26 protein-coding genes are annotated in these 26085 nt (G+C 73.8%); 7 read left to right on the top strand and 19 right to left on the bottom strand.

Going from position 1 to position 26085, the window contains the following annotated elements:
* Positions 1–94: 94 nt before the first annotated feature.
* Entirely contained in the window at positions 95–1156 is a 1062-nt protein-coding gene (locus tag ACFY3U_RS21640) for an NAD-dependent epimerase/dehydratase family protein (protein WP_387204473.1), read from the bottom strand.
* Between the two features lie 170 nt (positions 1157–1326).
* Here ACFY3U_RS21640 and ACFY3U_RS21635 point away from each other — a divergent pair, with 170 nt between their 5' ends.
* Both ACFY3U_RS21635 and ACFY3U_RS21630 read left to right on the top strand, forming a co-directional pair.
* Entirely contained in the window at positions 1327–2715 is a 1389-nt protein-coding gene (locus ACFY3U_RS21635; protein WP_387204470.1) for a molybdopterin-dependent oxidoreductase, read from the top strand.
* Positions 2708–3169 carry a hypothetical protein gene (locus tag ACFY3U_RS21630; RefSeq protein ID WP_387204467.1) on the top strand — a complete coding sequence of 154 codons (462 nt, stop codon included), beginning with the start codon at positions 2708–2710 and terminating at the stop codon, positions 3167–3169. Before ACFY3U_RS21635 ends, ACFY3U_RS21630 begins: the two co-directional genes overlap by 8 nt.
* Here ACFY3U_RS21630 and ACFY3U_RS21625 read toward each other — a convergent pair.
* Genes ACFY3U_RS21625 through ACFY3U_RS21610 form a run of 4 tightly spaced genes read right to left on the bottom strand, consistent with a single transcriptional unit; the run spans position 3147 to position 6981 of the window.
* Positions 3147–3620 (bottom strand): molybdenum cofactor biosysynthesis protein, encoded by a 474-nt coding sequence (locus ACFY3U_RS21625; RefSeq protein ID WP_387204464.1) that lies wholly within the window; start codon positions 3618–3620, stop codon positions 3147–3149. The two genes, ACFY3U_RS21630 and ACFY3U_RS21625, sit on opposite strands and share 23 nt — an antisense overlap.
* Positions 3621–3656: 36 nt before the next feature.
* Positions 3657–4022 carry a hypothetical protein gene (locus ACFY3U_RS21620; RefSeq protein WP_387204461.1) on the bottom strand — a complete coding sequence of 122 codons (366 nt, stop codon included), beginning with the start codon at positions 4020–4022 and terminating at the stop codon, positions 3657–3659.
* An 11-nt stretch (positions 4023–4033) separates the two neighbouring features.
* Positions 4034–5803 carry a hypothetical protein gene (locus tag ACFY3U_RS21615; protein ID WP_387204457.1) on the bottom strand — a complete coding sequence of 590 codons (1770 nt, stop codon included), beginning with the start codon at positions 5801–5803 and terminating at the stop codon, positions 4034–4036.
* Positions 5804–5823: 20 nt separating this feature from the next.
* On the bottom strand, positions 5824–6981 hold the full coding sequence (locus ACFY3U_RS21610; protein WP_387204455.1) for a hypothetical protein: 1158 nt from the start codon (positions 6979–6981) through the stop codon (positions 5824–5826).
* A 254-nt stretch (positions 6982–7235) separates the two neighbouring features.
* On the opposite strand from ACFY3U_RS21610, the gene ACFY3U_RS21605 reads away from it, so the two are divergent.
* The gene (locus tag ACFY3U_RS21605) at positions 7236–8015 is read left to right on the top strand and encodes a M23 family metallopeptidase (RefSeq protein ID WP_387204452.1); all 780 of its coding nucleotides are present in this window, start codon (positions 7236–7238) and stop codon (positions 8013–8015) included.
* An 87-nt stretch (positions 8016–8102) separates the two neighbouring features.
* A complete protein-coding gene (locus tag ACFY3U_RS21600; RefSeq protein WP_387204449.1) occupies positions 8103–8867 on the top strand; it encodes a DUF427 domain-containing protein in 765 nt (254 codons plus the stop codon).
* Between the two features lie 13 nt (positions 8868–8880).
* Here the strand turns inward: ACFY3U_RS21600 and ACFY3U_RS21595 are convergent, their stop codons facing one another.
* The 3 genes from ACFY3U_RS21595 to ACFY3U_RS21585 are packed head-to-tail and all read right to left on the bottom strand — an operon-like array spanning position 8881 to position 11473.
* Entirely contained in the window at positions 8881–9450 is a 570-nt protein-coding gene (locus ACFY3U_RS21595) for a GerMN domain-containing protein (RefSeq protein WP_387204446.1), read from the bottom strand.
* On the bottom strand, positions 9447–10802 hold the full coding sequence (locus tag ACFY3U_RS21590; RefSeq protein ID WP_387204443.1) for a sensor histidine kinase: 1356 nt from the start codon (positions 10800–10802) through the stop codon (positions 9447–9449). The genes ACFY3U_RS21595 and ACFY3U_RS21590 overlap by 4 nt, the downstream gene beginning before the upstream one ends.
* Complete coding sequence (locus ACFY3U_RS21585; protein ID WP_387204440.1) at positions 10799–11473, bottom strand: response regulator transcription factor; 675 nt, start codon at positions 11471–11473, stop codon at positions 10799–10801. The genes ACFY3U_RS21590 and ACFY3U_RS21585 overlap by 4 nt, the downstream gene beginning before the upstream one ends.
* A gap of 155 nt (positions 11474–11628) precedes the next feature.
* Here ACFY3U_RS21585 and ACFY3U_RS21580 point away from each other — a divergent pair, with 155 nt between their 5' ends.
* Positions 11629–12015, top strand: a complete 387-nt coding sequence (locus tag ACFY3U_RS21580) for an STAS domain-containing protein (RefSeq protein ID WP_387204437.1) — start codon at positions 11629–11631, stop codon at positions 12013–12015.
* A 229-nt stretch (positions 12016–12244) separates the two neighbouring features.
* On the opposite strand, the gene ACFY3U_RS21575 is transcribed toward ACFY3U_RS21580, so the two are convergent.
* The 6 genes from ACFY3U_RS21575 to ACFY3U_RS21550 all read right to left on the bottom strand — a co-directional run bounded on the left by ACFY3U_RS21575 (position 12245) and on the right by ACFY3U_RS21550 (position 18037).
* Positions 12245–13090, bottom strand: coding sequence for a hypothetical protein (locus tag ACFY3U_RS21575; protein WP_387204434.1), 846 nt, complete (start codon positions 13088–13090; stop codon positions 12245–12247).
* 138 nt (positions 13091–13228) lie between these two features.
* Positions 13229–13684: an iron chaperone gene (locus tag ACFY3U_RS21570; RefSeq protein ID WP_387204431.1), complete on the bottom strand. Its 456-nt coding sequence runs from the start codon at positions 13682–13684 to the stop codon at positions 13229–13231.
* A 186-nt stretch (positions 13685–13870) separates the two neighbouring features.
* Positions 13871–16147, bottom strand: a complete 2277-nt coding sequence (katG, locus tag ACFY3U_RS21565; RefSeq protein WP_387204428.1) for a catalase/peroxidase HPI — start codon at positions 16145–16147, stop codon at positions 13871–13873.
* Complete coding sequence (locus ACFY3U_RS21560; RefSeq protein ID WP_387204426.1) at positions 16144–16599, bottom strand: Fur family transcriptional regulator; 456 nt, start codon at positions 16597–16599, stop codon at positions 16144–16146. Before ACFY3U_RS21560 ends, katG begins: the two co-directional genes overlap by 4 nt.
* A gap of 196 nt (positions 16600–16795) precedes the next feature.
* Positions 16796–17614 carry a hypothetical protein gene (locus ACFY3U_RS21555; protein WP_387204423.1) on the bottom strand — a complete coding sequence of 273 codons (819 nt, stop codon included), beginning with the start codon at positions 17612–17614 and terminating at the stop codon, positions 16796–16798.
* A 15-nt stretch (positions 17615–17629) separates the two neighbouring features.
* Positions 17630–18037 carry a RidA family protein gene (locus ACFY3U_RS21550; RefSeq protein WP_387204420.1) on the bottom strand — a complete coding sequence of 136 codons (408 nt, stop codon included), beginning with the start codon at positions 18035–18037 and terminating at the stop codon, positions 17630–17632.
* Positions 18038–18213: 176 nt separating this feature from the next.
* Here ACFY3U_RS21550 and ACFY3U_RS21545 point away from each other — a divergent pair, with 176 nt between their 5' ends.
* Positions 18214–19068 carry an NAD(P)-dependent oxidoreductase gene (locus ACFY3U_RS21545; protein WP_387204417.1) on the top strand — a complete coding sequence of 285 codons (855 nt, stop codon included), beginning with the start codon at positions 18214–18216 and terminating at the stop codon, positions 19066–19068.
* Positions 19069–19084: 16 nt separating this feature from the next.
* A complete protein-coding gene (locus ACFY3U_RS21540; RefSeq protein WP_387204413.1) occupies positions 19085–20038 on the top strand; it encodes a 3-oxoacyl-ACP synthase III family protein in 954 nt (317 codons plus the stop codon).
* On the opposite strand, the gene ACFY3U_RS21535 is transcribed toward ACFY3U_RS21540, so the two are convergent.
* Genes ACFY3U_RS21535 through ACFY3U_RS21515 form a run of 5 tightly spaced genes read right to left on the bottom strand, consistent with a single transcriptional unit; the run spans position 20016 to position 26085 of the window.
* Entirely contained in the window at positions 20016–21044 is a 1029-nt protein-coding gene (locus tag ACFY3U_RS21535) for a helix-turn-helix domain-containing protein (protein WP_387204410.1), read from the bottom strand. The two genes, ACFY3U_RS21540 and ACFY3U_RS21535, sit on opposite strands and share 23 nt — an antisense overlap.
* Before the next feature lie 5 nt (positions 21045–21049).
* Positions 21050–22102 (bottom strand): MupA/Atu3671 family FMN-dependent luciferase-like monooxygenase, encoded by a 1053-nt coding sequence (locus ACFY3U_RS21530; RefSeq protein ID WP_387204407.1) that lies wholly within the window; start codon positions 22100–22102, stop codon positions 21050–21052.
* Between the two features lie 4 nt (positions 22103–22106).
* A complete protein-coding gene (locus tag ACFY3U_RS21525; protein WP_387204404.1) occupies positions 22107–23417 on the bottom strand; it encodes an MFS transporter in 1311 nt (436 codons plus the stop codon).
* Positions 23414–24973: an AMP-binding protein gene (locus ACFY3U_RS21520; RefSeq protein WP_387204400.1), complete on the bottom strand. Its 1560-nt coding sequence runs from the start codon at positions 24971–24973 to the stop codon at positions 23414–23416. The genes ACFY3U_RS21525 and ACFY3U_RS21520 overlap by 4 nt, the downstream gene beginning before the upstream one ends.
* Positions 24970–26085 carry an HAD-IIIC family phosphatase gene (locus ACFY3U_RS21515; RefSeq protein WP_387204397.1) on the bottom strand — a complete coding sequence of 372 codons (1116 nt, stop codon included), beginning with the start codon at positions 26083–26085 and terminating at the stop codon, positions 24970–24972. The genes ACFY3U_RS21520 and ACFY3U_RS21515 overlap by 4 nt, the downstream gene beginning before the upstream one ends.

The raw sequence follows: 26085 nt of genomic DNA, 5'->3' as shown, positions 1-26085 counted from the left end.
CCCGGCCACGGTCGACAGATCCCGTTCAAGACCCGAAGTCAGTTAGGGGGCGGGTCAGACCGGACCGGGAGGACCCTCTCGCACATCCTCACTGTCAGGCGGCGACGGCGGCGGGCTCGCGCAGCGGGTCGGTGGCGAAGGCGGTGACCCCGTCCACGAAGCCGACCCGGGCGGCGAAGCCGAGCAGTTCCCGGGCCCGGCTCGGGTCGGCCACCACGTGCCGCACGTCGGCCGCCCGCGCGCCGCCGACCACCTCCGGCACGGGCCCGCCCATCGCGGTGGCGAGCGCCGCCGCCAACTCCCCGACGGTGTGCGGCTCACCGGAGCACACGTTCACCGGGACCAGGCCGTCCGGGGTGGGCGCGGTCAGCGCCAGCAGGTTGGCCCGGGCCACGTCGGTGACGTGCACGAAGTCCCGGCGTTGCCGGCCGTCCTCGTACACCCGGGGGGCCCGGCCGGCGGCCAGCGCGGAGCGGAAGATCGAGGCGACCCCGGCGTACGGGGTGTCGCGGGGCATCCGGGGGCCGTACACGTTGTGGTATCGCAGCGCCCACACGCCGCCCCCGGTCTGGGCGGCCCAGGCGGCGGCGTAGTGCTCCTGCGCCAGCTTGCTGGCCGCGTACGTGCTGCGCGGCTCCAGCGGCGCGTCCTCGGGCACCAGCGCGCAGTCGAGGGTGCCGCCGCAGTCCGGGCAGGTCGGGTCGTACCGGCCGGCGGCCAGGTCGGCGGGGCGGCGCGGGGCGGGACGGACCACCCCGTGCCGGGCGCAGGCGTAGCGGCCCTCGCCGTAGACCACCATGGAGCTGGCCAGCACCAGGCGGGACACCCCGGCGCGGTGCATCGCGGCGAGCAGCACCGCGGTGCCGTGGTCGTTGTGACTGGCGTAGTCGGGGGCGTCCGACGGGTCGAGCCCGTGACCCACCATCGCCGCCTGGTGGCAGACCGCGTCCACCCCGGGCAGCAGCCGGTCCAGCAGCGCGGCGTCCCGGACGTCGCCGATCACCGGATCGTGCCACCGCGACCACTGCGGCAGCTCGCCGCCGTGCGCCTGGGGCAGCAGCGCGTCCAGGCAGACCGCCTCGTGCCCCTCGGCGACGAGCAGGTCGGCGAGCTGCGATCCGATGAAACCGGCCGCGCCGGTGACGAGTACCCGCATCCGGCTCACGGTAGGGCACCCGGGGCGGGCGGCGGGCGGGTTCGGGTCGGACGTCAGCGGTTCGTAAGAGACCGCGCGGTAAGCCTTCGGTAATGCCGCAAACCCCGCCGTGGGCGGGCGGCGGCGTCTAGCGTCGCTGCACGAGGACACCGCGACCGCCAGGAGGACCCGTGCCGACCAGCCCGCCGCCACCCGGCCCGGCCGAGCCGCCGCCACCCGCGCCCCGGCCGGCGCGGCCCGCCGCGGTCGGGGCCACCGGTGGGTACGCGTTCCCGGCCCGGCTCTGGCGCGGGTTGGCCGAGCATCCGCCGCCGGGGGTGGGAACCGTGGAGCGGGCCTGGCGCAGTCCGGTCCGGGGGCCGTGGCTGACCTCGGTGCTCGGCCTGGTGCTGCTGGTCGCGCTGCCACTGGTGATCGTGACCGGGCTGCTCGACTGGATCGCCTACGGTCCCCGCTTCGACCAGGCGTTCCCGCGCGACGTCGGCTGGCTGCACCCGCCGGTCTTCGCCTGGCCGACCCGGCCGGCGTGGCTGTTCCGGGTCACCCAGGGGCTGCACGTGACGCTGGGCATCGTGCTGGTGCCGGTGGTGCTGGGCAAGCTCTGGTCGGTGGTGCCGAAGCTTTTCGACTGGCCGCCCGCCCGGTCGGTCGCGCAGGTGCTGGAACGGCTGTCGTTGCTGCTGCTGGTCGGCGGGATCCTGTTCCAGACCGTGACCGGCCTGCTCAACGTCCAGTACGCGTACCTGTTCGGGTTCGACTTCTACACCGCGCACTGGTTCGGCGCCTGGGTCTTCACTCTCGCCCTGGTCACCCACGTGGCGATCAAGCTGCCCCGGATGGTCACCGCGCTGCGCGGGCCGGGCTTCGGGCGTACCCCGGTGGAGCTGACCCGGCCGGAGCCGGCGGACCCGGACGGCCTGGTGGCCCGGCGGCCCGGGCCGGCCACGATGAGCCGGCGCGGGGTGCTCACGCTGGTCGGCGGCGGCTCGCTGCTGCTGGCCGCGCTGACCATCGGTCAGAGCGTGGACGCGCTGCGCCGCACCGCGCTGCTGCTGCCCCGGGGCCGGCGGATCGACGACGGGCCGACCGGCTTCCCGATCAACCGCACCGTCGCCGCCGCCGGGGTGACGGCCGAGCAGACCGGGACCGACTGGCGACTCACCCTGCGGGCCGGCGACCGCACGGAGCGGCTGTCCCGGGACCGGCTGCTCGCCCTGCCGCAGCACACCGCCACCCTGCCGATCTCCTGCGTGGAGGGCTGGTCGACGTCGCAGACCTGGACGGGGGTGCGGCTGCGCGACCTGGCCGCCCTGGTCGGCGCCACCGACCCTGGCTCGGCGCGGGTGAGCTCGCTGGAACGCTCCGGGCTGTTCAACCAGGCCACCCTCCAGGGCAACCAGGTGACCGACGCCGACGCGCTGCTCGCCCTGCGGGTCAACGGCGTCGACCTCACCCCCGACCACGGTTACCCGGCCCGGGTGATCGTGCCGGCGCTGCCCGGCGTGCACTGCACCAAGTGGGTCGCCGAGATCAGCTTCGGGGAGGGCTCCGGTGGCTGAGTTCCGGCGGGCGTACGGCGCGGCGTCCTGGCACCTGGCGCTGCTGCTGGGCTGCTTCGCGGTGACCGGCTGGATCGCGCTGCGGCTGGCCGGCGAGCCAACGGCGGGTCGGATGCTGCTGTGGTTCCTCGGCGCGGTGATCGCCCACGACCTGATCCTGTTCCCGGTGTACGCGTCGGTCGACCGGGCGCTGCGCGCCGGCGCGGGCCGGGTCGGCGGGCGGACGGCGCTGAACCACGTCCGGGTGCCGGCGCTCGCCTCCGGGCTGCTGTTCCTGGTCTACCTGCCGACCGTACTGGGCCTGGGCGACGGCACGTACGCGGCGGCGACCGGGCTGTCGCCGGAGCCGATGCTGGGGCGGTGGCTGGCGGTCAGCGCGGCGCTCTTCGCCGCCAGCGGGCTGCTCTACCTGGCCCGTCGGGTGTTCCGGGTCAGCGCTCCACCTCGACGGTGACCGGGCCGATCCGCAGCAGCCCGTCGGTGAGCGGCGCGCAGCGCACCCCGCCCCGCCCGCGCAGGGCGCGGAACGCGCCGGGGCCGACCGCGACGTCCATCCAGGCGCAGGGGTTGGCGGGCCGGTTGACCCGCAGCCGCACCGGCCCCTGACCGGAGTCGAGCACCAGCACCGCCCCGACCAGCTCGTCCACCGCGATGCCGGCGGTGAGCACGTTCCGCCGGACCTGCGCCAGATCGGCGCCGGGTGGCAGCGACTCGCGGGCGATCAGGGTGACGCTCGCGGCGCGGTGCGCCGGGCGGCCGAAGTACCGGTCGCCGACGATGCCGAGGCCGGCCCGCAGCCGGATCTCCTCGACCAGCTCGCCGGGCGGGGCCGGGGTCGGGCCGTCGGCCGGGCGGCCCACGTACCGGTGCACCGGCGAGGCCAGCAACTGGACGATCTCCGGCATGCCGGCGAGTCTACGAGCCGGTCGACCGCCCGCGGGTCAGAGCGGCCAGACCCGGACGACCAGATCGCGGGCCTGGTCGACCGCCTCGGTGATCGCCGTGCTCGCGGTGGCCCCGGCGGTGATCAGCGCAGCCAGGCTGGTGAGCGCGGTCAGCACCGGCCGGCGGTCGGCGACCCGCTCGAGCGCCGCCGCCTCGATGACCCGGACCTGCTGGGCCGCCCGCGACGGGTCGTCGAAGTCGCCGAGGTGCGCCTTCACCACCGCCAGCAGCCGGGCGAACTCCTCCGCCGGGGCGGCGGTGTTCTGCTGGTGGAAGGTGACGTGGTGGCTGCCGATCGCCTGCTGGCCGCCGTGGGTGGTGGTGTGGAACGTCTGCTGGATCCGCTGCTCCGGCTCCGACACGACTGCCTCCCCTAGGTGTTCTGCTGGTGGAACGAGACGTTGCTGCTGCCGAACGCCTGCTGGCCGCCGAAGACCGTGGTCACGTTGCCGAAGATGTTCTGCACCTGCTCGGCGCGGCGCACCAGGTCCGCGGCCTCCAGGCCGCGCTCGGTCAGGAAGGCGGCGACGGCCTCCAGCACGGCCCGCTCCAGCAGCTTGGTGTACTTCCACTCGTCGAGCAGCTGCAGGTGCTTCACCGACACCGGCTCCGCGACGAGTTCCCGGACGCTGACCCGGGCGCCGTAGTTGTGGCTGCGGAACTCGGTGCTGGCCTCGGCCGCCTCGTTCATCCGCCAGCTCATCGTGCCGGCGCGCCAGAGCCCCCGGGCCAGCCGCCAGCCGCTCAGTAGCGACGCGGTGAACAGCTCGGGCAGCGCCTCGCGCAGCGCCCGTCGGGTGACCGTACGCGGGCGGACCAGATCCGCCAGGGCGTAGCGCGGCCGCACCGGGGGCAGCACCGCGCTGACGAACTCGACGTAGAGCATGCCGCCCTCCACCGCCACGTGGAAGAAGGCCGAGATGTCGATGCCCAGGCTCTGCTCGGGCAGCACCTCCCGTCCGTCCGGGGTGTGGATCGGCTTTCCGGCGCCGCTGATCACGATCCGGTCGTAGTAGCGCAGCCCGCCCTGCGGATGGCGGATCACCGCCTCCACCACCGCCGCGGAGGCCTTGCTGCGCGGAATCCCGGTCTCCGGGTCGAGCAGCGGATCGCCCTGGCGGCGCACCCCGTCGGCGACGATGTGCGGCACCAGTGACAGCCCCGGCACCCGTACCCCCTTGGGTAGCGGGTCCTCGCGCATGCGCCTGACCGCCGCCCGGACGTACCCGGTCAGGTCCGGGCCCATCGACTCCTGGTCGAGAGCCGGGTCCGTCCCGGTCGCCCCGGCCGGGTCTCCCGGGCGCCGGACCCGGCGCAGCGGGATCGCGTACGACCACCCGTGCTCGGGCTTTCCGCAGCCCAGGAACGCCTCCTTCTCCTGCACGGTGATGTCGCCGTACTGGGCCCGGGAGACGGCGGCCACGCGGCGGGCCACCCGCGGGTTGGGCAGTGGCGGCAGCGACGGCTCGGCGCCCCGGGCCAGCTCCTCGGTCACGATCCGGTAGCCGCGGTGCCGGAACAGCACCAGCACGGAGAGCGTGGCGACGGCCAGGACGACCGGGGCCACGGTCATCGCCCACAGAAAGCTGACCAGCGCCGCGTCGGACGAGTTGGGAAGGCTGCCCAGGACGTCCCGCCCGGTGCCGGCGTCCGAGTAGCCGCTCTCCGCCGGCCGTAGCGCCGCGCCCACGGCGTTCAGCACGGGGGCGAGCGCGCCACCAAGGCAGCACAACACCACGGCGCCGAGGACGGCGACGATGCCGACCCGGACGGCGAGGCTCAGCCGGCGGAACTCCGGGGTGCGCCAGGCCAGCACGGTGGCGCCGACCAGCAGCCAGGCGAGCGTGGCCGGCGGCGAGACGACCAGGCCGACCAGGACCAGGCCGAACAGCACGGCCTCCCGGATCAGCGACAGCCGCCGCGCCCGGAAGCAGTGCCGGACGACCGGGTTCAGGTCGAACCCGAAGGACAGCGCGACCGCCCGGCGCTCGTCCTCGACGACCTCCCGGATCACCGTGTCGGCGAAGGACCCGTCGAAGTAGGCCGCCCCGCACAGGTACCGGGTCAGGTCGGTGAACCGGGCCGGCGCCTGGTACGCGGGGAAGCTGAAGTGGTCGTCCTCGCGCTGACTCGCGGTGGTCACGGCGGCGCCATCCTCCATGGTCAGATCTCCCGGACGGTGCGGGCGGGCAGCCCGTAACGGGCCGCCGTCGGGTTCCAGCGGGCCAGGAACTGGGTCTTGGCGGCCTGGGCCTGCACGGAGAGGTCGTTGCCACGGGTCCAGTTCGCGTCCTGGACGCAGGCCCGGTCGAGGGACCGCTGCGCCCAGTCGGCGTACGCCTCGTCGGCCGCCCCCGACCGGTCAAGGGCGGCCACCAGCTGGCTGCGCATCGCCGCGCCGTCGGGCAGGGCGTCGACGGTCAGCCCGGCCGCCCGGTCCCGCTGCGCGCCACGCTCGCGGGCGACGCGGTGCAGCGCGGCGATCGAGGCGGTCAGGTTGCGGCACTCCCCCACGTCGGCGATGGCGCCACCGAGGTGCACCCGGGAGGCGGCCGACTCGGCGAGCACGGCGTCGACCGCCCCGGCCTGCTCGCGCGCGCGGGTCTCCGAGTCCTCGGTGCCGCTCGGAGTGGACGCCCCTGCGGTGGGGGGATCCCCCGCCGTCGGGTCGGTGGCGGCGGGCTCGGTGGCGGGAATGTCGGTCGCCGGCGAGGAGGCCGCCGCGGGCGGGACGACCGGCAGCACCGGGACGGTGGCGCCGACCAGCACCCCCGCCAACGCGGTGGCCAGCAGGGCGGGACCCAGCGCCCGGGCCCCCCGCAGCCAGTCTCCGTCGCGTCCCTCCCGGGCCAGGGCACGGAACAGCAGCCCGCCCGGGCTCTCCCGCGCCACCAGGACGGCGGTGATCAGGTAGACCACCACGACCAGCACGCCGAGGCCGAGGTGCAGCCGGGTGAGACGGTCGACGGTCGAGGACCACGGCTGAGCCCCGCGGGCCGCCGCGACGGCCAGCACGACGGCGAGGCCGGCGGCCAGCACGATCAGGCACAGCACCAGGTCGAGCACGAGTCGGGCGGGACCGGGCGGGCCGCCGTCCGGATCGTCGTCCCAGTCGGACGACGGGGCGGACGGGGCCGGGTTCGACGGTGCCGTCCACACCGGCGGGACGTCCCGGGGTTGCGGGACGACGGGCTGCGCGACCGGGGCGAAGGGTGGCCGGACGGGCGGAGCGCTCTCGAGCGCCGCGGCGAGCCGCGTCCCGCACCGCGCACAGGTCGGCTGGCTCTCGTCGTTGTCGGCGCCGCAGTTCGCGCAGTGCACGGGCCACCTGCCTCGACCGGTCACGGAACGGGATACCGCCGAGCCTAGGCACCGTCGCGTTAGGACGCATCCCACTATCGGCGACGGTGGGTGTCCGAGCAGTCGCCGTCCGGGTCGGAACGTGTCGCGATCACCCGCGTCCGCAGCGGCGTCCGGGCGCCCGGCGCGGACGAGGAGCGGAGCGGCTCTTTCCCCCACGGCGGTCCCGGCGGTTGAATGGGCCGGTCAGGGGCGCCGACAGAGCGGACAGCAGCGTGACGCATCGATCGCGGCGGGACGGGCCGACCCGGCCCTGGAGGCGCGGGCTGGCCACCACGGCCGCGCTGGCCACGGCGGCCGTCGGCGCGACGCTGGTCGGCGTCCACCTCACCGGCGGTGCGGAGCCGACCGCGCCGACGGAACCGGCGGTGCGGGCCGCGACCCCGTCCGGCACCGCGCCGGCGACAGCCCGGACCCGGCCGCCGGCCCACCCACCGTCGGCCGTCCCGCCCGTCGCGACCCCACCCGCCCCGACCGCGGCACGCGTCTTTCCCGTACGCGGCCGGTTCTCCTACGCGCGGACGCACCACGGTTATCCCGCGACCGACATCCTCGCCCCCTGCGGCACGCCGGTGGTGGCCGCGGCCGGCGGGGTGGTCCTCGAGGTGGAACGGACCGACCGGTACGACGCGCGGCGCAATGCCGGGGCCACCCGCGGCGGTCTCTCGGTCTCCCTGCTCGGCGACGACGGGGTGCGCTACTACGGCTCGCACTTCTCGTCGATCGTCGCGTCGGTCCGGCCCGGCACCCGGGTACGCGCCGGGGACCGGCTGGGCGACGTGGGCCGCACCGGCGACGCGGCGGCGTGCCACCTGCACTTCGGCATCTCGCCGCCCTGCGACCGCACCGGGGACTGGTGGATCCGTCGCGGGGTGGTCTGGCCCTGGCCGTACCTGGACTCGTGGCGTCGGGAGCGGGACCGCTCCCCGGTCGCGGAGGTGACCGCCTGGCGGGCGGGCAACGGCTGTCCGCGTACCCCGCTGGTCGAACCCTGACCCGCGCGGCCCCGGCGGCGCGGATCGCCCGGTCGGCTCGTTGAGACGTGGGGCGCCGACCGGCGGCGCGGCGAGGAGGAGGAGACGGTGGCCGACTATCCGAAGGCGATCACCCGGGTCGGCCACGTCGAACCGGTGCCCCGACGGGTCCGCGCCGTGCTCGCCGGCGAGCCGGTGCTGGACACCACCGACGCGCGGTACGTGTGGGAGTGGCCCTACTATCCGCAGTACTACGTCCCGCTGGCCGACGTCCGCCGGGAGCTGCTGGTCGACGAGGGACGCACCGAGCCCTCCGACCGGGGCACCGCCCGCCTGCACGGGCTGCGTGTCGGCCCGACCGACCGCCCGTCCTGCGCCCGGGTGTACGGCGCGGACGCCGCGGCCGGGCTGGCCGACACCGTCCGGTTCGACTGGTCCGCGCTGGACGGCTGGTTCGAGGAGGACGAGGAGGTCTTCGTCCACCCGCGCAACCCGTACGCCCGGGTGGACGCGCTGCGGTCGACCCGGTCGGTGCGGGTGGAGCTGGACGGCGTGCCGCTGGCCGAGTCGGCCTCGCCGGTGCTGGTCTTCGAGACCGGCCTGCCCACCCGCTACTACCTCAACCGGACCGAGGTGGACTTCCGGCATCTGGAGCCGTCGGGCACCCGGACGTCCTGCCCGTACAAGGGTCGCACCAGCGACTACTGGTCGGTGCGGGTCGGCGGCGCGCTGCACCAGGACCTGGCGTGGTCGTACTCGTTCCCGACCGCGGCGCTGCTGCCGGTCGCCGGGTTGGTCGCGTTCTACAACGAGAAGGTCGACCTGGTGGTGGACGGCCGGCGGCTGGACCGGCCGCGCACCCACTTCTCCTGACCCGCTCCCGCGATCAGCCGGGCGCGGCCAGGGTGGCGTAGTCGTCGGCGGTGAGCGGCTGGGTGGAGAGCGAACCGTCCGCCCGGGGCACGCCCAGCGGCCGGCCGCGGCGGACGAACGCCACGCTGTCCACGTCGTCCCGGGCGACCAGGGTACGGACGATCTGCCCGAACGCGTACACCCCGTCGCTGCGGCCCACCTCCTGGCCGGCCTCCCGCACGTCGACGGTGGCCCGGGTGCCCGACAGCCCGGCCACCGCCACGGTCATCGCCCCGGGCAGCGCGTTGGTCAGCCCGGCGTCCCGCTCCTGCGCGCTCGGGCCGGCGAGCAGCTGCTGCAGGTGGGCGTCGACGGTCGGGGTCGCGTCGACCCACCGCACGACGGGGGTCAGCCGATCGTCGCGCACGAAGTAGAGCACCTCCCGCACCCGGCCGGCCGACGGCGTACCGGCGCCGCCGGCCGGGGTGGGGAACGGGCCGGGCGGCGCGGACACCGCCCGCGGTTCGTCGTCGACGGGTACGCCGCAGCCGGCGGGCAGCAGGACGAGCACGGCGAGCGCGGCGAGCAGGCGGCGACGGATCACGGCAGGCTCCCGGGCAGCTCGACCCGGAACCGGGCGCCGCCGCCGGGGCGGTCCCCCACGCTGGCCGTACCGCCGTGGGCGGCCGCGTGCTGGGCGACCAGGGCCAGCCCCAGCCCGGTGCCGTCGCCGTCGGCCCGGGCGTGCGCGAGCCGGCCGCGGACGAACCGGTCGAAGATGCTCTCCCGGTCCTCCACCCGTACGCCGGGCCCCTCGTCGTCCACCTCGACGACCCCGGTCGGACCGCTTCGGGCCAGCCGTACGGCCACCGGGCCGCCGCCGTAGCTGACCGCGTTGTCGAGCAGGTTAGCCAGCAGCTGCTCGACCCGGCGCCGGTCGACCAGCCAGCGGGACGGCACGTCGGGCTCCCGGACGACCAGGTCCGCCGGCAGCTCCCGGGCCCGGCAGGCGTGCCGAGCCAGCGCCGCCACGTCCACCGGCTCCCGGTCGGCGGGCTGGTCGCTGCGGGCCAGCTGGATCAAGTCGTCGACCAGCTGCTGGAACCGGGTGATCTCCTCGCTGACCAGCCCGGCGGCGGTGGCGGTGCGGGCGTCCAGCCGGTCCCGTCGGCGCTCCAGCACGCTGGCCGCCGCCGCCAGGGTCTGCAGCGGGGAGCGCAGCTCGTGGCTGACGTCGGCGGCGAACCGCCGGTCCCGTTCGGTGCGTCGGGCGAGCTGCTCGACCATGCCGTTGAACGAGGTCGACAGCCGGGTGAGGTCCGGATCGGTGGCCGGGTCGAGCCGGGCATCGACGTTGCCGGCGGCGATCTCCTCCGCCGCGTCGGCGACCGCGGTGAGCGGTCGCAGGCTGTGCCGGGTGGCGTACCAGCCGAAGGCGGCGCCCGACCCGGCCACCATGACGGCGACCGCGGTGAGCGCGATCGCCAGCACCTGGAGGGTCTGCTCCAGCTCCCGCAGCGAGGTGAGCTCATAGTGCTCGGTGTCCGCGCCCAGCGGCACGCCGACCAGCAGGGTGGCCTGCCCGTCCACCCGGACCCGCTGCACCGCGGGCTGGCCGGAGCGGACCATTCGTTGCAGGTCGGCGGGGACGGCCGCGGTGTCGCCGGTGTCCGCGGCCCGGGCGTACCACCGGCCGTCGATGCGCAGCAGGGCGCGCCGGGCGGCGCCGGTGTCCAGCGAGCCGAGCACGTCCACCACGTCGGGCGAGTCGGCGTCCAACCCGCCGCGCACCACGGCCGCGTCGAAGTACGCGGCGCGCAGCGCGGTCCGTTCCCGCTCCTCCAGCAGCGAGCGCCGGGTGAGGTCGTACGAGACCAGCGCCATCACCGCCGACAGCAGCAACGCCCCGACGGCGAAGCCGGCGGTGACCCGGGCGCGCAGGCCGAGGCGCCTCATCGCTGCAGCTTGTAGCCGAGCCCGCGCAGGGTGACCAGGTGTCGCGGGTCGGCGGGATCCGGCTCGATCTTCTGTCGCAGCCGGCCGACGTGCACGTCGACCAGGCGCTCGTCGCCGGTCTCGTAGCCCCAGACCTGACGCAGCAGCTGCTGGCGGGAGAGCACCCGCCCGGCGTGCTCGGCCAGCTCGCACAGCAGCCGGAACTCGGTGCGGGTCAGCGCCACCGGCCGCCCGGCCTGGCGCACCTCCCCCGCCTCGGGGCTGACCTCCAGCTCGCCGAAGGCGAGCACGGGCACCGGCCCGGGGGCCAACCGGGAGCGTCGGCGCAGGGCGCGCAGCCGGGCGGTCAGCTCCTTGATCGCCACCGGCTTGACCAGGTAGTCGTCCGCGCCGGCCTCCAGCGCGGCCACGATGTCGTGGGTGTCGTCGCGGGCGCTGACCACCACGATCGGGACGTCGTCGTCGTGGCGCAGCTGCCGGATGCACTCGAAGCCGTCCAGACCGGGCAGCATCAGGTCGACCAGGATGTTGTCGGCCGGCTCGCGGCGGTGCAGCCGCAGCCCCTCCTCGGCGGTCGCCGCGCCGTGCGCGGGGTAGCCCTCGTCCTCGAGTGCGAGCAGCAGCGCCAGCCGGATACGGTCGTCGTCCTCGATCACCAGTACGCCGCTCATGGGCCGAATTCTTCCCGCCCGGCGCGCCGACGCCCAACCCGGTCGGCCGGTCATGGGATTTGTCATGCAACTGTCACGCGACCGCGCGGCCATCGCCGATCGCCTCGGTCAGGCTGGTCACCGCAGCACACCCAGGCGCGAAGGAGGCATCGAGGATGACCGCACCGCAGCCGGACGCACCGGCTGGGCCGCCGGTGGTCGAGGTCTGCGTCACCGAGGAGCTGGACCTGGCGTACCTGCCGGAGGCCGCCGCCGTCTTCGACCGGTTGCTGTCCCTGCGACCGGTGCACCTGGTGGTCGACCTGTCGGCCTGCCCGCACGTCGACGCCGCCGGCATCGGCCTGCTCCTGGACGTGCACCGCCGGTTGGCCCGACGCGGAGCCGTGCTGTCCGTACGCGATCCGAACCCGCGGATCCGGCGCATCCTGCGGGCGGCCCGGGTGGACCACCTGCTGCCGATGATCGGCACGGCGCCCGCACCGGCCGGCGAGCCGGCCGCGGCCACCGGCCCGCTCCTCGCGGCGCGGGAGGGAAGACCGTGACCGTGGTGCCGGACGGGCATGCACACCATGCGGCTGGACGGGGTCTTCCCCGCCTTCGACAGCCGCGAGGATGCGCTGCGGCGGCTGTCCGGCGCGACCGCCGGCCTCCCCGGCTGAGCCGGGCGGCCGGCACCGCCCGGGCCGACGGCCGGCTCTGACCGCCGGCCGGGGGACAACGGGGAAGATCACCGCGACGGCGTGCCGACCGGAACGCCGCGGCCCACCCCGGTCAGGCCGAAGCGGCCTCGTGCGGACGGTCACCGGCGGCCGGATCCGCGCCCGTCGGGCCCGCCGCGGGATCCCGCTTCGGTCGGCTCCAGCCGCCCATGAGCATGACGACGCCCAGCACGGCACCCAGCACGCCGACCGGCAGCCACCACAGCGGTACGCCACCCCAGAGCCCGACGTTCTCGGCCTCGCCGACGCGCGCGACGCTGTAGCCCTCGCCGTCGAGCACGTACGCCTCGACGCTCTCCGGGATGGTCCCGCCGGACAACTCGTCCTCGGGGCTGATCACCAGCGTGCCCTGCTGCGACACCCCATCGAGCTGCCAGGTCGAGTGCTCGCAGGTGACGTCGGCGTCCTCGTACTTCAGCCCGCTGGGCCGGCGCACCTCCGTCCCCACGCACCGCTTCGGCAGGGTGGCGGTGACCCTCGTGCCGTAGCGGCCGGCGTAGTCGGCCGGGTCCGTCCAGCGGACCAGTTGACCGGCGACCGCCGCGAGCGCGACCACGATCGAGGCGAAGATGACCAGCGTGCCGGCGCCCGCGAGGAGGCGGGCCACCACGCCGCGTGGGCCCTTCGGGCGGACGCCCGTCAGGAGGGCGACCACGACGACCGCGATCCCGAGCACCAGAAGCAGGAATCCCAGGCCGGACTGCCCGGGGCCGGCCTCGCCACCGGTGCAGATCACCATGAAGAACCCGACGACCACCGCGAGCGCGGCCGGCAGCGCCCCGAGCCACCAGTTCGACACCTCCTCCGTGAGCTTCTTCTCGGCCGGGTCGATGACCTGCCCGGCGCCGGGTGGTGCCGGCGGTGGCGGCGCGGTGGGCGGCCGGACGTCACCATCCACAGTGGCCGTCCACGGTCGTCGCTCGTCTTCCACTGGTGTGCCCCCGCTTCGTCGGACCGAACAGCGGCAACAGGCTAGGGCATCCCGCCGGCCGCCCGCTGTCCCCGTCGCGGTCCCCGCGGGGCCGGGTACGGCGGGTCAGGAGACCGCGGCCCGCACCAGCTCGGTGACCCGCTTCTCGACCGCGGGGCTCCAGGCGCGCAGCGCGTACGCCACCGGCCACAGGTCGCCGTCGTCGAGGTTGGCCGCGTCCTGGAAGCCCAGGGTGGAGTACCGGTAGTTGAACTTGCCGGAGTCCTGGAAGAAGACCACGATCTTGTCGTCGGCGTTGGCGTACGCCGGCATCCCGTACCAGGTCTTCGCGGCCAGCTGCGGGGCGGCGGCGGTGATCGTCACGTGCACCCGCTCGGCGAGCGCGCGGTCCTCCGGGGCCATCTGCGCGATCCGGTCGAGGACCGCCTGCAGCCCGTCGGCTCGCTTGGCGCCCTTTTTCCCCTCGGCGCGCAGCTCGGCGGCGCGCTCCTTCATCGCGGCCCGCTCCTCGGCGGTGAAGCCGTCGGGCCCGGTGGTGGTGGTGGAGTTCTTCGCGGACATCCTGGGGCTCCCTCTCGCCGTTCGCGGCCCGGCATCGCGCCGGCCACCTGCGAAAAGGCTAGGCCCGGCCGATGCCCGGGTGCTTCTCGATTCCTGATCGGCTCGCCGGCGCGCCGGGCCGCGGAGACGGCGGAGCCCCGGCCGGTCCAGGAACGGATCGGCCGGGGCTCCGCGGGTGGTGCGGGATCAGGACAGGTCGAACCGGTCCAGCTCCATGACCTTGGTCCAGGCCGCGACGAAGTCGGTGACGAACTTGCCGCGCGCGTCGTCGCCGGCGTACACCTCGGCGAGGGCCCGCAGCTGCGAGTTGGAGCCGAAGACCAGGTCGACCGCGGTGGCGGTCCACTTCACCTGGTCGGTGGCCAGGTCGCGGATCTCGTACACGTGCTCGTCGGACTCCGACGCCTTCCACCGGGTGCCCGGGGAGAGCAGGTTGACGAAGAAGTCGTTGGTCAGCACGCCCGGGCGGTCGGTGAGCACGCCGTGCGCCGCGCCACCGACGTTGTTGCCCAGCGCCCGCAGGCCGCCGACCAGGACGGTCATCTCCGGCGCGGTCAGGTTCAGCAGGTACGCCCGGTCGACGAGCAGCACCTCGGGCTGGGTCTTCTCGCCCGCCCGCAGGTAGTTGCGGAACCCGTCGGCGCGCGGCTCCATCACCCGGAACGACTCGACGTCCGTCTGCTCCTGGGTGGCGTCGGTACGGCCCGGGTGGAACGGCACGGTGACCTCGACGCCGGCGTCCCGGGCGGCCTTCTCGACGGCGGCCGAGCCGGCCAGCACGATCAGGTCGGCCAGCGAGATCTGCGCGTCGCCGGCGGCGTTGAACTCCCGCTGGACGCCCTCCAGGGTCTCCAGCACCGTGGCGAGCTGCTCGGGCTGGTTGACCTCCCAGTTGCGCTGCGGCTCCAGCCGGATCCGCGCGCCGTTGGCGCCGCCGCGCTTGTCGGTGTGCCGGAAGCTGGCGGCCGACGCCCAGGCGGTGGAGACCAGCTGCGCGGTGGTGAGGCCGGAGTCCAGCACCTTCGCCTTGAGGGCGGCGATGTCGGCGTCGGAGACCAGCGCGCCCTCGACGGCCGGCACCGGGTCCTGCCACAGCTGGGCCTCGGGCACCCACGGGCCGAGGAAGCGGCTGACCGGGCCCATGTCGCGGTGCAGCAGCTTGTACCAGGCCTTGGCGAAGGCCAGCGCGAACTCGTCGGGGTGCTCCAGGAAGCGGCGGGAGATCTTCTCGTACGCCGGGTCGACCCGCAGCGACAGGTCGGTGGTGAGCATTGTCGGGCGGTGCTTCTTGGCCGGGTCGTGCGCGTCCGGGATGATCTCCTCGGCGTCCTTGGCGACCCACTGCTTCGCGCCGGCCGGGCTGGTGGTCAGCTCCCACTCGTGGCCGAACAGGATCTCGAAGTACCGGTTGCTCCACTGCGTCGGCACGTCGGTCCAGGTCACCTCGAGGCCGCTGGTGATGGTGTCACCGCCCTTGCCGGTGCCGTACGTGCTCAGCCAGCCCAGGCCCTGGTTCTCCAGCGGGGCGCCCTCGGGCGCCGGGCCCACGTGGTCGTCGGCGGGGCCGGCGCCGTGGGTCTTGCCGAAGGTGTGGCCGCCGGCGATCAGCGCGACGGTCTCCTCGTCGTTCATCGCCATCCGGCGGAACGTCTCGCGGATGAAGTGCGCCGCGGCGGCCGGGTCCGCGTTGCCGCGCGGGCCCTCCGGGTTGACGTAGATCAGCCCCATCTCGGTGGCGCCAACGCCGGCCGCCATCTCCTTCTCGGAGGCGTAGCGCTCGTCGCCGAGCCAGGTGTCCTCGGGGCCCCAGAAGATCTCCTCCGGCTCCCAGACGTCCTCCCGGCCGAAGCCGAAGCCGAAGGTCTTGAAGCCCATCGACTCCAGCGCCACGTTGCCGGCGAGCACCAGCAGGTCGGCCCAGGAGATCTGCTGGCCGTACTTCTGCTTGACCGGCCAGAGCAGCCGGCGGGCCTTGTCCAGGTTGGCGTTGTCCGGCCAGCTGTTCAGCGGGGCGAACCGCTGCCCGCCGTCGCCGGCGCCACCCCGGCCGTCCTCGATCCGGTACGTCCCGGCGGCGTGCCAGCTCATCCGGATCATCAGGCCGCCGTAGTGGCCGAAGTCGGCCGGCCACCAGTCCTGCGAGGTGGTGAGGACCTGGGTGATGTCCCGCTTGATCGCCTCGACGTCGAGCTTGGCGAACTCCCGGGCGTAGCTGAAGTCCGGCCCGAGCGGGTTGCCCTTGTGCGAGTGGGCGTGCAGCACCGACAGGTCGAGCTGGTTGGGCCACCAGTCCCGGTTGGTGCGCGGACGGCCGCCGGTCTTCGGGGTCGGCGAGTCGATCGCCGGGTTCTCGCTCTCGCTGCCCTGCGCGGTCACGGAGTCGTGCGCGACCGGGCAGCCGGACGCCTCCGTCCGATCCACGCCCTGGGCGCTGGCGGGGCCGTTGTCCTGGATGTCGCTCATCTGGTTCCTTCCGAACTGGCGGATCGCTGGGAGGTGCCGTCGGTCGCGCAGTCGGGGCAGGTGCCCCAGTAGACGACCTCCGCCTCGTCGACCACGAACCCGTGGTCGTCGGAGGCGGTGAGACAGGGGGCGTGGCCGACGGCGCACTCGACGTCGGCGATCGCGCCGCAGGAGCGGCACACGACGTGGTGGTGGTTGTCCCCCACCCGGGACTCGTAGCGGGCGGTCGCCCGGGCGGGCTGGATGCGCCGCACCAGACCCGCCTCGGTGAGCACCCGGAGCACGTCGTAGACCGCCTGGTGGGACACGGTGGGCAGGTCCGCCCGGACCAGCGCGATCACCGTGTCGGTGTCGACGTGCGGGTGGTCGCGCAGCGCGGCGAGCACGGCCAACCGGGGCCGGGTCACCCGCAACGAGACCGCCCGCAGCTGCGCCTCGAGGTCGGCCGTCATGCCCCGACCATAGTCCGCTCTTTTGGAGCAAATCAAGTTAAGACCCCGGCGCGGGCGTGTCGTCACCGGCGCCGGCGCTCCGACGCAACCTGATCTCGACCGGACAGTCGCCCACGGTCGTGTCACGCACGCCGCGCGATCACTCCCGGGTCATGACGACCGGCAGTAGGTGGCGTCCGGCACTCCCCGGCAGCGGTCAGCCGCGCCGGGCCTGCGCCTCGGCGGCCTCCCGCAGCGCCGCGGAGTACTTGACGGTGCCGCCGGTAGCCCCGTAGTCGCGGCGACGCGCGCCGCTCGTCCGCCGGAGCAACGTGACGCTGTTCTGGGTCAGTTTGTGCGACTCCAGCAGATTGACCATCTCCAGTTCACCGGGATTCGCCTGCTGGAAGCCGCGCAGGTAGCGCAGGATGGCCTCGCCTTCGGGATAGGTCATCAGATAGTGCATCAACAGCACCCCGCCGTCGGGGTTGATACGTTCCCAGAAGTTCTCGAAGAAGTAGAGGCACTCCCAGGCGTCGACCCAGGCGAAGTCGATGACGTCGTATCCGGCCGGCAGTTTCGCCGCGCACTCCCGTACGTCGGAGTTCACCACCGTGACCAATTCGTCGACCGACAACTCCCGAAGCACCTTGAGCACCCGACCGGCCGAGGAGAACGGGTTGGACAGGTCGTCGACGGCGACCAGGCGAGGCCGGTAGGGATCCAGGTGAAAGGCCGGCGCGGCGAGTGCCGGTTCCTCGTTGAGCCACTCGTCGCGCAGGCCACCGGCGAGGTGCCGCTCGGTCTTCGCGGCGAGCGCACCGGCCTCGGCGTCGACCTGCTCCCGCACGTCGGTCAACGCCGCGACCAGGAACGGGGTGGTGTATCCCATGCCCACCTCGAGCACCCGGGCCGGCCGCAGCAGGTGAATCAGGTTGACCAGCAGCGGGGCGACCACGTCGGTGCCCATCTCCGGCACTCTGAGCTCGGCGACGGCCCGCTGGAACTCCGGGGTCGCGGTGCGGTCCACGCGCATTCGGGCCGCCGCCGCTCAGTCGGCGGCGACGACGGCGGTGACCTCGATCTCGATCAGCGCGTCGTCCCGGAACAGCTTGGACACCTCGACCGTGGTGCTGGTCGGAAGGTCACCGGTGAAGTACTTCCCGCGCACGGCCGCGTACTCGGCGCGGTGGGCCATGTCGGTGAGGTAGGTCCGGATATTGATCACGTCGGCGAAGCCTGCGCCGTGCGCGGCGAGCAGCTGGCCGATGACCTCCAGGGTGCGCTCGGCCTGGGCCGCCATGTCACCCACCCCGACGATCTCCCGGTTGTCGTCGTCGAGAGCGACCTGGCCGGAGAGCACCAGCAGCGTGGTGTCACCGAGGCGCACCTCGGCGACCTGGGAGTAGGGCCCCGCCGGGGTGGGTGCGCCGGCCGGGTTCACCAGTCTCATCTGCATTTCCTGCCACCTCACGCCGCGAACTGGGGGAAGCGCCCGTGGCACGCCGACGGGCACCGGAGACGTTACCACCTTCAGCGATGGCCGCCATTTCCCGCGCGGGGTGGTTGAGTCACAAGTAGTTGCACGAAAAGAGCGGTCACGTCGTTGTCGTGTCGATGGGTTATCCTTCCGCAATGCAGCTGCGAATCGCATTCCTCGGGCTCGGCCGGATGGGCCTGCCCATGGCGATCCGCCTGGCCCGGGCGGGTCACGACGTCGCGGTCTGGAACCGCACCCCGGAGCGGGCCCGGGAAGCCGTCGCCGCCGGCGCGCACGGTGCCGCAGGCGCGCAGGAGGCGGTCGCCGGTCGACAGCTCGTCATCACGATGCTGAGCGACCCGGACGCGGTCATCGGCGTCGTCGACGGGCTCATCCTCGAGCCGGGCGCCACCCTGGTCGAGATGTCCACCGTCGGGCCGGAGGTGGTGGCCGAGCTGCGTAAGCGGCTGCCGGCGGAGGTGTCCCTGATCGACGCCCCGGTGCTGGGCAGCGTTCCGCAGGCCGAGAACGGCGCGTTGCACATCTTCGTCGGTGGGTCGGCAGAGGACGTGGCCCGCTGCGCGCCGGCGCTGTCCGTGCTGGGCACGGTGGAGCACGTCGGCGCGCTGGGCGACGGGGCCGCCGTCAAGCTGGTGGTCAACGTCGCCACCATCAACTCGGCGGTGCTCCTCGGCGAGGCGCTGGGGCTGGCCGGCCGACTGGGCATCGCCCGGGAGGCCGCCTTCGACGCGCTCGGCCGGACCACGCTGGCCCCGTTGATCGGGGTGATGCGCCCCCGGGTGGGCGCCGCCCGGCAGCCGACGCTCTTCGCGCTGGGGCTCGCCGAGAAGGACCTGCGCCTGGCCGTGGAGGCCGGCGCCCGGCCCGACGGTGTGATCGCCGCGGCCCGGCGAGCGCTGGCCGAAGGGCGTGACGCCGGCCTGGGCGACGAGGACCTGAGCGCCATCATCCGGAGCCTCGCCGAAGGGCCCACCCGTCAGGCGGGATGAACGCAGGGAGTGTGCTGTGGCGGCAATCGTCGACTTCGAGGTCCGGCTGCCTTCCGGGCGTGCCGACGTGCAGGACATGCACCGGGCCTCCGGGCTGGCCCTGCCCGAGATCCTGGAGATCACCCACGCCGAGCGGTTCCCCGTGCTCGACGAGTACGAGAGCGCCTGGGAGCTCGCCGCCGAGGCCGCCGGCGCGGTGCTCAAGCGCAGCGGCGTGTCCCCGTCCGACATCGACCTGGTGCTCTGCGCCGGTTCCGGCGAGTGGGACCGGCCGTTCTGGTCACCGGCGGCGAAGATCGCCGGAGAACTCGGCATCGAACGGGCACACTGCTTCGAGGTGTCGAACTTCTGCAACGCCGCGATGACGGCGGTGCAGCTCGCGGCCGACAAGATCATCCTTGGTCGAGCCAGGTACGCCCTGGTCGTCATCGGGGACCGGCTGAGCCAGCTGGTCGACTACCACGATCCCGAGTCCAAGGTGTTGTTCAACTTCGGCGACGCTCCCGCCGCCGTCCTGCTCGGTCCCGACGGCCCGTTCGAGGTGCTCCACGCACAGATGCGCACCGACCCGGAGTGGGCCGACTACTACTCCGGTGACATCGAGGACGACCGGATCGTCATGCGTCGCCGCGGTCACCGCCGGGGGCTCGGTGACGCGTACCTGCGCAACTTCGTGGAGCTGGCCAACGACACGCTCTCCACGCTGGAACTCGCCCCCGCCGACGTGCGCTGGTTCCTCATCAACCAGGGCGACCGGAACATGCACGAACGGGTGCTGGCGGCGTTGGGCATCCCCGCCCAACGCTCGGTGTTCAACTATCACCGCTACGGGCACATGGGCGGCTCGGACCCGTTCATCGCGCTCGGCCAACTCCGGGACGAGGGACGGCTCTCGCCCGGTGACGTGGTGCTGGTGGCGAGCAGCGGAATGGGCTTCTCCTGGGGGATCAGCGCGCTGCGCCGCTGCTGAACCGGGTCCCCACCCGATCACCGCCGGCGGCCGGCCGGCCGGCCGTAAGGGACGGCGGAAACCAGACCAGCGGCTCACCGGACCACGCGCCCAGCGCGGCCGCCAGGCCGACGAGGTCCGGCGACCGTCCGAGCCGCCCGGCCCACCGTTCCAGCAGCCGCTGCCACGTCTGCGGCACCGGCACCGGGTGCAGGTGGAAGCGACGATGAGCGCTCAACCAGGCCCGAACGACCCGCTGTTCGCGGGCGGCCGGCCCGGCGCAGGCGACGTGCACGTCCCATTCCGGCGGTACCCGCGCGTTGAGCGCGTCGAGGAAGTCGCAGACCGTCCCCTGGCCAGAGTTGTCGGTCAGCCCTGCCGGCGCCAGCGGTAGCGCCCGAACCGGGTCGAGCAGATGCCGGCGCCCGGGGTCGTCCGCGGCCCGGACGGCGGACGTACGGCGACCGGGGGTCGGCGACGGCCGACCCCGCTCCGCCGCCAGCGCCAGAATCCGGTCAGCGGAGGTGATCCGCAGCCCGGCGACCGCCCGGACCAGCTGCGCGAACCGTGGATCCTGGAAGAGGCGCCAGGTGGCCACCTGGTGGGGCCGCAACCCCGCAGCCCGCCAGAGCCGGGAGACGGCCGTCTGGTTGAGTCCCGCCACCGCCGCCATGGCCCGGGTGGACCACAGCTCGGCGCCCGCCGGCGGTGCCGTCTGCAGCGTCCGGATCAGCACCGCGTCGATCTGGGCGTCGGTGATCCGTCGGCCGGCCCCCGGCCGCGGCCCGTCGAACAGACCGGCGAGCCGGCCGGCGACGAAGCGGGCCCGCCACTTGCCCACGGTATGCAAGCCCACCCCGAACTTCGTGGCGACATCCTGGTTGGACAGGCCCTCGGCGCTGGCCAGCACGATCCGCGCACGCAGGGCGAGGCGCTCGCCGACCGCCCGGCCGGCCCAGTCCTCCAGCGTCCGGCGCTCAGCCTCGGCGAGGGCCAGCTCGGCCTTCGGCCGCCCCCGGGAGGTCACGCCGGTCAGCCGGCGTCGGCGGTGAACCGCAGCCGCAGCTCGTTGAGCTGGTCCAGGCCGGCCAGCACCATCTTGTCCGGCAGCCCGAAGTCGATCAGGCAGGCCACCTCGTCCACCCCGATCCCGCGCAGCCGGCTCGCCACGGCGTACGCCTTGTCCACGGTGCCCAGCAGGCCACCCTCGTCGAAGTACCGCTGAAACGACCGCTCGACCAGGAAGTCCAGCTCGGCGGGGGGCAGCGTGGCCGGGTCGATGCCGCGCCTGCCGTCCATCCGAGAGCCGAGGACCAGGTGCAACGAGCTGCGGATGTAGTCGCTCAGCGCGGGGCGTACCAACTCCCGCGTCTGCTCCTCGTCGTCGCCCAGGTGGGTGTGCACCATCAGCGCGACATGGCCGGGCCAGTCGCCCGGCCGGTCCGCCACCGCCTCGCGGTACACGGCGATCTTCCCGGCCAGGTCGTCGAGGTCCTGGCCGAGCAGGTGGGTGAGCAGGCCGGCGCCGAGCTGACCGGCGGTGCGGAAGGTGTCGACCGCGCCGCCGCTGGTCAGCCAGATCGGCAGTTCCGCCTGCACCGGCGGCGGGAAGACCCGCACCTGCCGGCTCTCCCCCACCCCGTCTACGGCGCTGATCGACTCGCCCCGCCAGAGCGCCCGGACCTGTTCGGCGTACTCCGCCAGGAGAGCGCGGCGGTCGGCGTACGTCTCCGGCCGGAGCACGAAGTCGGCCGCGTGCCAGCCCGAGGCGAAGGACACGCCGACCCGCCCGTTGGAGAGGTTGTCCACCATCGCCCACTCCTCGGCGATCCGCAGCGGGTGGTGCAGCGGCGCGACCACGCTTCCCGCCCGGATCGCCACCCTGCTGGTCACCGCCGCCACCGCCGCGCTGGTGACGGACGGGTTCGGGTACAGGCCACCGAACGGATGGAAGTGACGCTCGGGGGTCCAGACCGCGGCGAAGTCGTTGGCGTCGGCGAACCGGGCGCCGTCGAGCAGCACGCGGTACCGGTCGTTCTGCCCGGCCCGGCTGTCGTTGGCGAAGTAGAACAGGCTGAAGTCCATCGGTTCAACTCCTGTCGGTCGAGAGCGGACTGTCGGCCGTTTCGGCGTCGGGCGCGGCCGTCGGGTCGTCGACCGCGGGCACACCGCTGCGGGCCGGGTCGTGTCGCGCCGCGCGCACCACAGCGGGCGCGAGCAGGCCGGCCGCGCCCATCACCGCCCCGAAGACGAGCCAGCCGGGCCAGCCGACGCCGATGATGAGCACGGTGGCGGCGAACGGGGTGATGGTGGAGCCGAGCTGCGTCGACATACCGAACAACCCCTGGTACTGGCCGTGGCTGCCCTCGGGCGCGAGGCCGTACGCCAACGACCAGGCGCCGGAGCTGTGCAGCATCTCGCCGAGCACGTGCACGAAAGCGCCGGCGAGCAGGGCTGCGATCGCCGCCCATCCGGGCAGGCCGCCGGCGACGGCGAACAGCACGCAGCAGGCGGCGAGCACCAGGCCGGCCCGCTGCCAGGCCCGGGCCCCGCCGGCCAACCGCTCCGACCCTCGACTGATCCGCACCTGCAACAGCACCACGCAGAGCGTGTTGACCACGAGGATGGCGGGATAGACGGCGGTGGGCGCGTCGGTGCGTTGGGCGATCCAGATGGGCAGCGCCACGGTCAGCAACGGCCCGTTCATCACCAGCAGGGCGTTGAGCACCACGAATGCCGCGTACGGCCGGTCCCGCAGCACGACGAGGCTGGGCCGCGCCTCGGTGTTGCGGGTCGGTGGCACGGAGGGAACCCGCAGGTAGGCCAGCCCGGCGACCGCGAACAGCAGACCCGCCAGCAGCAGCAGCACCCGGTAGCCCTGCTGCGAGTCGAGGTAGAGCCCGACGCCGCCGATCACCGCGCCGAGGGTGACCCCCAGGTTGGCCACGGCCCGGAAGTACGACCAGGCGCGGACCCGTTCCTCGGGAGGCACCACCCCGGCGACCAGCGCTCCGCGGGAGGCGTCGGTGGCGGACTCCCCGGCCAGCACCAGGCAGGCGACGGCGGTCAGCCACCAGAAGCTGGTGACGAAGGCGTAGCCGCAGGTCACCAGCCCGAGGGCGAGCATCGCCAGCACCGTGGCGTTGCGTGGCCCGAAGATGTCGGCCGCGTGACCGGCCGGAACCGCGACCAGCATGCCGACCGCCGCGCCGATGGTCAGCGCCAACCCGACCCTGCTCGCCGAGATGCCGATCGACGTGGTGAAGTACAGCACGCTGACCGACATGATGATGCCGTGCGCGGCGGTCTTGGCGAGGTTGCTGACCGACACGACGCGCACCACGCCGGCCGGTGGCACGAGGTCCGCGGTGGCCGTACGCAACCGGGCTGCCGCCGTCACGCCGGTCCCGCCGTCGCCAACTGCGCCACCGAATCCCGCAGCACCCCGCGGTCGATCTTGCCGTTGGCGTTCAACGGCATGGCGGGCAGCCGGTTCAGTACCCGCGGCACCATGTGCAGCGGCACCTGGCGGCGCAGCCAGCGCCGCAGCTGCGGCACCTCGTCGCCGGTGTAGAAGCCGATCAATTCCGTCTCTCCTGTTCGGTTGACCGCGACGACGACGGCCTGGGTCACGCCGTCGTGCCGACGCAGCGCTGCCTCGATCTCACCGAGTTCCACGCGATACCCCCGAACCTTCACCTGGTTGTCCAACCGGCCGAGGTGGACGAGATTGCCGTCCTCGACCCGGACCCGGTCTCCGGTCCGGTAGTAGTGCTCATCGGTGAGGCCGCCGCCCTGGTATGGATCGGCGCCGTCCGGACCATACGTCAGGAATCGACCTATGTCGTCACCGGCGTCCAGATAGCCGGTGAACCGCTGCACCCCGCGTACGCACAGCTCGCCCTCGTCGGCGGCCCGGCCGTCCGGACCGACGATCACGTGGTCGAGGAAGTCGTACACCGGTCCGATCGGCACGCTGTCGTTGGACGTCGCGGGCCACCGCAACGGGTCGAGGTCCAGCCGGAACTCGGTGCAGGCCACGGTCAGCTCGGTCGGACCGTAGACGTTCGTCACCACCGCGTCGGGGGCAACCTCCTGCCACCGCTCGGCCTGCCGGTAGGTGAGCGGCTCACCGATGAAGATGCTGTACCGCAACTCGGTGACCTGCCCGACGGGCAGCGTGCCCAGCTCGTCGCCGACCGACACCACCGACGGCACGGAGAACCAGTGCGTGATCCGTCGGTCCCGCAGGTAGTCCACCGGGCTGAGCAGCTCCGTGCCGCGGGGGACCGCCAGGGTCGCGCCGCCGGCCCAGGTCACGAAGAGGTCGAACACCGACGGGTCGAAGGTCAGGTCGAAGGTGTGCGACACCCGCGCCCCCGGACCGACCGCGAACCGGTCGACGTTGTGCCGGACGTACGCCACCGCGGCGCGCTGCGGAATCGGCACGCCCTTGGGGCGCCCGGTCGACCCGGAGGTGAACAGCACGTACGCCACGTCGTCCGGGCCGCCGCGGTGGGCGGCGAGGCTGGCGCCGCTGCCGGCGAGCGCGCGCACCCGATCGTCGTCGAGCGGAAGCACCGTCGGGACGGAGTCCCCGAGGCCGTCGTCGAGCTGCGCGGCGCCGGACTCGTCGGCGATCAGCACGTCGGGACGGGCGAGCTCGCACACCCGCCGGTTGCGCAACACCGGATAGCCCGGATTCAGCGGGGTGACCGCCGCGCCGAGGCGCTGCGCGGCGAGGTACCCGGCGAAGGCGGTGACGGTGTGCTTGGCGAGCAGCGCCACCCGCGCCGGTACGCCGCCGTGCCGGGCGACGATGGTTTCGGCGAGCCCGAGGGCGAGGCGGTGCAGGTCCGCGTAGGAGAGCGGGCCGCTCTCGACCTCCACCGCGACCGCGCTCGGGTCACGCTCGGCGGAAGCCGCGAACAGCTCGTAGAGGGTCGCGCCCGTCACGCCGGCACCACCTCCGACCAGTTCCGCAGCCGGGTGTCCGCGTCGGTCAGCGCCGGGGCGCGCAACCGCAGCGAGGTGGGTCCGCAGGCCCGGTCGGGGCGCAGGTGCAGCAGCTGCGCCCGGTCCTCCGTCGGGAGGTCCAGGTCGGTCAGGCAGGCGCAGTCCTCGTCGGTGTAGCCGGCGAACCGGTAGGCGACCTCCATGATCCGGTTGCGGCTCGTCGGCCGGAAGTCCGCCGCCAGGTGGACCCCGGCCCGGGCGGCCTGGTCGCCGATCCAACGCAGAACTATCCCGCCGGCGCCGAAGGACACCACCCGGCAGGAGGTGGCGAGCAACTTCAGATGCCAGACCTCGGGACGCCGGGCCAACAGCACCACGCCGACCGCGCCGTGCGGGCCGAACCGGTCGGTCATGCTCACCACCAATACCTCGTGCCCCGAGTCGTCGAGCAGACCGCGCAGGGTGGCGTCGGAGTAGTGCACCCCGGTGGCGTTCATCTGGCTGGTCCGCAGCGTGAGTTCCTCCAGCCGGGAGATGTCCTCGTCCCGAGCCCGATCGATCACCATCTCCAGCTCCAGGCTGCGCAGGAAGTCCTCGTCCGGGCCCTGGAAGCCCTGCCGGGCGGTGTCCCGGCGGAACTTGGCCTGGTACATCTGCCGGCGTCGGCGGGAGTCAACCGTGACGGCCGCGGGGCTGAACTCGGCCAGGCCGGTCAGCGCATCGGCCTGGTCGGCCCGGTAGCACCGCACCTCGGGTAACCGGTGGGCGATCTCGGCCAGCTCGGTCGGCTGGTCGTCGATGAAGGCGATCGTGCCCAGGGCGAACTGCAGCTCGTCGGCGATCGCCTGGATCGAGTCGGGCTTGCGTCCCCAGCCGATCTGCGGGACCACGAAGTACTCGGCCAGGCCGAGCTCCTCCAGCCGGGCCCACGCGTGGTCGTGGTCGTTGCGGCTGGCGACCGACTGCAGGATCCCTCGGGCGTCCAGGGTGACGATGGTTTCCCGCACCACGTCCGGCACGGTCACCGTGCCGTCCTCCAGCAGCGTGCCGCGCCACAGGGTGTTGTCCAGGTCCCAGACGAGACACTTCACGGTCGTCGGTGTCCGGCTCAC

It is taken from the genome of Micromonospora sp. NPDC000089 (assembly GCF_042899365.1).
Taxonomy (GTDB): Bacteria; Actinomycetota; Actinomycetes; order Mycobacteriales; family Micromonosporaceae; genus Micromonospora.
Note: the sequence above shows the minus strand (reverse complement) of the source record. Positions and strands in the feature narration are given on the sequence as shown.